At 58.8% G+C, this 4,626-nt stretch carries 4 protein-coding genes, 1 tRNA gene and 1 pseudogene; all 6 read left to right on the forward strand.

The features are described from left to right. Positions 1-53: 53 nt before the first annotated feature. Positions 54-129, forward strand: a tRNA-Glu gene (locus IQK56_RS30455). 183 nt (positions 130-312) lie between these two features. Next, positions 313-852 (forward strand): TetR/AcrR family transcriptional regulator, encoded by a 540-nt coding sequence (locus IQK56_RS30460; RefSeq protein ID WP_099584017.1) that lies wholly within the window; start codon positions 313-315, stop codon positions 850-852. Between the two features lie 16 nt (positions 853-868). Continuing rightward, complete coding sequence (locus IQK56_RS30465) at positions 869-1,702, forward strand: alpha/beta hydrolase (protein WP_193864252.1); 834 nt, start codon at positions 869-871, stop codon at positions 1,700-1,702. 41 nt (positions 1,703-1,743) lie between these two features. Next, on the forward strand, positions 1,744-2,178 hold the full coding sequence (locus IQK56_RS30470; RefSeq protein ID WP_193864253.1) for an acyl-CoA thioesterase: 435 nt from the start codon (positions 1,744-1,746) through the stop codon (positions 2,176-2,178). A 55-nt stretch (positions 2,179-2,233) separates the two neighbouring features. After that, complete coding sequence (locus IQK56_RS30475; protein WP_122306647.1) at positions 2,234-3,193, forward strand: tRNA dihydrouridine synthase; 960 nt, start codon at positions 2,234-2,236, stop codon at positions 3,191-3,193. A gap of 780 nt (positions 3,194-3,973) precedes the next feature. Further along, positions 3,974-4,626: pseudogene (locus tag IQK56_RS30480) on the forward strand (hypothetical protein); the annotation flags it as partial.

Here is a 4,626-nt window from a genome sequence, read left to right on the forward strand (position 1 = left end):
CCGTCCTTGAATCGATCAGTTCTCAGCACTGATCAGTTGTACAGAAGGTTTGTGTCCCCTTCGTCTAGTGGCCTAGGACACCGCCCTTTCACGGCGGTAACAGGGGTTCGAGTCCCCTAGGGGACGCCACGATTACCCGCTCTGCGGGATTTTTAAGGGTCATTCAATTATTGAATGGCCCTTTTGTTTGTCTGGCGTTTGGCCAATTCTCCTTTCACTTCCTTTCTTCCTGTTCTGACCAGTGGTCGTGACTGTCGCTTGCTAAATATTATTATGGTAATAATATTCAACCCATGAGAGTCGGAGGCTTTGATGAACGATAAAAAAGCGCAAACCCGCGAACGCATTCTGCAGGCCGCCAGCGCGGCGTTGATCCAACGCGGTCCGGCCGAGCCGAGTGTCGGTGAAGTCATGGGCGCGGCGGGGCTGACCGTCGGTGGTTTCTACGCGCACTTTGAAAGCAAGGATGCGTTGATGCTGGAGGCGTTCAGCCAATTGCTGGCGCAGCGCCGCGCTTCAATCGACGATATGGACACCCAGCTTACCGGCGAAGAGCGCCGTACACTGGTGGCGGCCTTTTATCTGTCGCGCAAGCACCGTGATTCCACCTCCCAGGCATGCCCATTGCCTGCAACGGTGGGCGAGATGGGCCGTCTGCCGGACGCCTTCCGCGAGGTATTGAACGAGCACGTCGAGTTGATGGCTGCGCAGTTGGCCGGCAGCCCGGAGGACACTGACAAGGCCCTGGCGGACATGGCCTTGATGGTCGGCGGGCTGACGTTGGCGCGGGCGCTCGGGCCGGGTGAGTTGTCGGATCGTGTGATACGCGCTGCCAAATCGGCGGTGCGATAGGAAGAGGGCTCGCAGAATGGGCGCGTTAACCTGGATTCGTCGTTTCAACGGCACGCTGGGGCATGTGGCACCGCACACGGTGGCCAACAAGATGCGTCGCGCCTTCATGACTCCGCGCGAACTGCCGCCCCGCGACTGGGAATTACCGCTGCTGGCCCAATCGGAGCGCATCACCTTGCGCTTTGGCTTGTCGGCCCTGCGCTGGGGGCAAGGCCCGGCCGTTTTGTTGATGCACGGCTGGGAAGGTCGTCCAACCCAGTTCGCCAGTCTGATCACGGCCTTGGTCGACAACGGCTACTGCGTGATTGCCCTGGATGGGCCTGCCCATGGCCGCTCACCAGGGCGTGAAGCCCATGTGTTGCTGTTCGCCCGCGCCATGCTGGAGGCAGCGGCCGAGTTGCCGCCGCTGCATGCGGTGGTCGGCCATTCCATGGGCGGCGCCAGTGCGATGCTGGCGGTGCAGTTGGGGTTGCGTACCCAGGCACTGGTCAGTATTGCTGCGCCGTCGCATTTCCTGGATGTGCTACGCGGTTTTACCCGCATGGTCGGTTTGCCGGCGCGGGCGCGTTCGGCGTTTATTCAGGAGGTGGAGCAAACCTTCGGGATGCCGCTCAAGCATTTGGATGTAGCCCACTATCAAATGAATATCCCTGGCCTGATCGTGCACGCCGAAGACGACACCTTCGTCCCCGTCAAAGCCTCTCAAGCCATTCATGACGCCTGGTTCGACAGCCGCCTGCTGCGCCTGGAACAAGGCGGCCACCAGAAAGTGCTGGCCGATCCCCGCGTGATCGACGGCGTACTGGCACTGTTGGCCGGCTGCCCTTTACAGGAGCGGCAAAGCGCCTGATACACTGCTGCCCGCCGACATTAATCGACTGGGAGCGCCGCATGGGCTGGGATTTGGCAACGCCGTTTATCATCGATCTGCAGGTTGCCCCTGACGACATCGACGGCCTGGGGCACGCCAATAACGCGGCATACGTGTCTTGGCTTGAGCGTTGCGCCTGGCGCCACTCCCAGCGACTGGGGCTGGACCTGACCGAATATCGCCGCCTGGACCGGGCCATGGCGGTAGTGCGCCACGAGATCGATTACCTGGCGGCCGGCTACGAAGGCGACGAACTGCAACTGGCCACTTGGATTGTCGACTGGGACCAGCGCTTGAAAATGACCCGCCGCTTTCAACTGGTCCGCCCGCGTGACGGCGCAACCCTGCTGCGCGCGCAAACCACCTTCGTCTGCATCGAACTGTCCACGGGCAAGCCTAAGCGCATGCCCGCCGAGTTTCTCGATGGCTATGGTCCCGCCCTGACAGGGGGTTAACGGTTGCCGTAGGAAACCCAGTAAACTGCGCCACGATTTTTGTTGAGTGTTTCCCATGCAAATTGCTCTGGCGCCCATGGAGGGGTTGGTCGACAACATCCTGCGGGACGTGTTGACCCGCGTGGGCGGTATTGACTGGTGCGTGACCGAATTCATCCGCGTCAACGACCGCCTGCTCACCCCGGCCTATTTCCACAAGCTTGCTCCTGAGTTGCTGCACGGTGCCCACACCGCGGCGGGTGTGCCCTTGCGCGTGCAGCTGCTCGGCTCCGATCCTGTGTGCCTGGCGGAAAACGCCGCCCTGGCCTGCGAGCTGGGCTCACAAGTGATCGACCTGAACTTCGGCTGTCCGGCCAAGACCGTCAACAAGTCCCGAGGCGGTGCGGTGCTGCTCAAGGAGCCGGAGTTGCTCAACCAGATCGTCGAGCATGTACGGCGTGCCGTGCCAGCGCATATCCCGGTGACCGCCAAGATGCGCCTGGGCTTCGATAGCCCGGACGGCGCGCTGGTGTGCGCCACGGCCCTGGCCGAAGGCGGTGCGGCGCATATCGTGGTGCATGCGCGGACCAAGACCGATGGCTATAAGCCGCCAGCTCATTGGGAGTGGATCCCACGGGTGCAGGACGTGGTCAAGGTGCCCGTGTTCGCCAATGGCGATATCTGGAGCGTCGAAGACTGGCGCCGATGCCGTGAGATCAGCGGCGTAGAGGACATCATGCTCGGCCGTGGCCTGGTGGCGCGCCCTGACCTGGCGCGGCAGATTGCGGCAGCGCGGGCGGGCGAGGAAGTCGTGCAAATGACGTGGGCGCAGATGCAGCCCATGCTCCGCGAGTTCTGGACCCAGTCCGTAGCGCAGCTCACCGAGAAGCAGGCGCCCGGCCGTTTGAAGCAATGGTTGGCGATGCTGACACGCAATTATCCGGAGGCGGTGGAGCTTTTTACCGCCCTGCGTCGCGAGACCGATCTGGAACAGGTCAGCCGTTTGCTCGGCATGCCCCATACCGCTCACCACTGAATCATGTTGTAACGCTTGGGTGTGAGTTGGAGGGCGCTTCAAGCGCCGAGCCCTCTGTTGGGTGTTTCAAAAAAATGCTCCGTATCGAAAGAGGCGGGGCATTTTGCGTTTATGGGGGTTTTGTAGAGCGGATTTTTAGGTGGGGTTCTACCTGTTTCTGTGTTGGATTACATAAACAGATAAAGTGCTGTTTTTAATTTGCAGAATAAGTGTGTCTGTTACATGAGTTATCTTCCGACATTTTATTAATATTGAGCGCATTGGTAGTTCAGGCGGTTATCTCTGCGTGCGCGAAATATCACAGTCAGCCGCTTTACGTCTTGTGGATTTATGTCGCTAAGTTGCCTGGCGGGCTGTTTATTAGTGTGTGTGTCCATGGGGTGTGCGTGCGAGCCGCTTGATTCATGTGCTTTGCGCGCAGGTCACGAGGCAAAATCCGAAAGTTTGGTTTGATTTCTTTATATGAATCGCGATTTTTGGAACCCGATGGTCTCACGATCCACGAATGTATTAGCAGTGAAGTAGTGCTGTTGTTTTAAATCCATAAATCTAGCGCCATTCCGGTCATTCCAAAGTGCCCGGCTGCGTTGAGTAAGGAACTTTATTATGTCTCTATCGATTAATAACTCGCCCTACGTCAAAGTCGATACATCGCCCATGGATCAATCTTCCTCTACGACGCTGAAAACAGGTGCGAACCCGTCTACGGCTACCCTTAATACCCACACCAGTCCGACGCTCTTACGCAATGACAATTCGCGAGCGCCACAGAGTGAGGCCATGCTGACCTCCGCGGCGTTCACTAAGTTGTTCGATATGCTTGATCTGGTGTTTAAAGCAATGCGCGAGATGTTGTCCGGTAGAAATACCAAGACTGACTTGTCCCCTGATACGACAAAACTGCCAGGGAGCAAGCCTGAGGCTCGCGAGCAGCCTGTAAAACCGGAGACGGGCAAGTTGCCAGTGAATCCGGATGCGGGTAAGCAGCCCGTGAAGCCGGACATGAGCAAGTTGCCGGTCAATTCGGATGCGGGTAAGCAGCCTGTGAAGCCGGACATGGGCAAGCTGCCGGTCAATTCGGATGTGGGTAAACAGCCGGTGACGCCAGACGCCGGCAAATTGCCTGTTAGTCCGGACGCGGGTAAACACCCGGTAAGACCGGACACACCTGGCTTACCTGTAAATCCGCAGCCAAGCGACCCTCGCACAGTGCGGCTTGATGGCCGTAAGCCGGACAGCTCGCATGTCATGCCAGCATTGCCAAAACCAGAGGTTTCCGTCACCAACGATGCCAAGGCTAACGTGCAGGTAAACGTAAGTGTCAGTCATTGTCATTGCCCTGATACGAAAGCACGGCATACACCTGACGTACCTCCCAGGCCGGACGCAATCCCCACGCCCAGGCTGGATGTGAAGCCGGATGCGGTCCCGAC

Origin of the sequence: Pseudomonas cyclaminis, assembly GCF_015163715.1 — a bacterium.
In the GTDB taxonomy this organism is placed as follows: Bacteria; Pseudomonadota; Gammaproteobacteria; order Pseudomonadales; family Pseudomonadaceae; genus Aquipseudomonas; species Aquipseudomonas cyclaminis.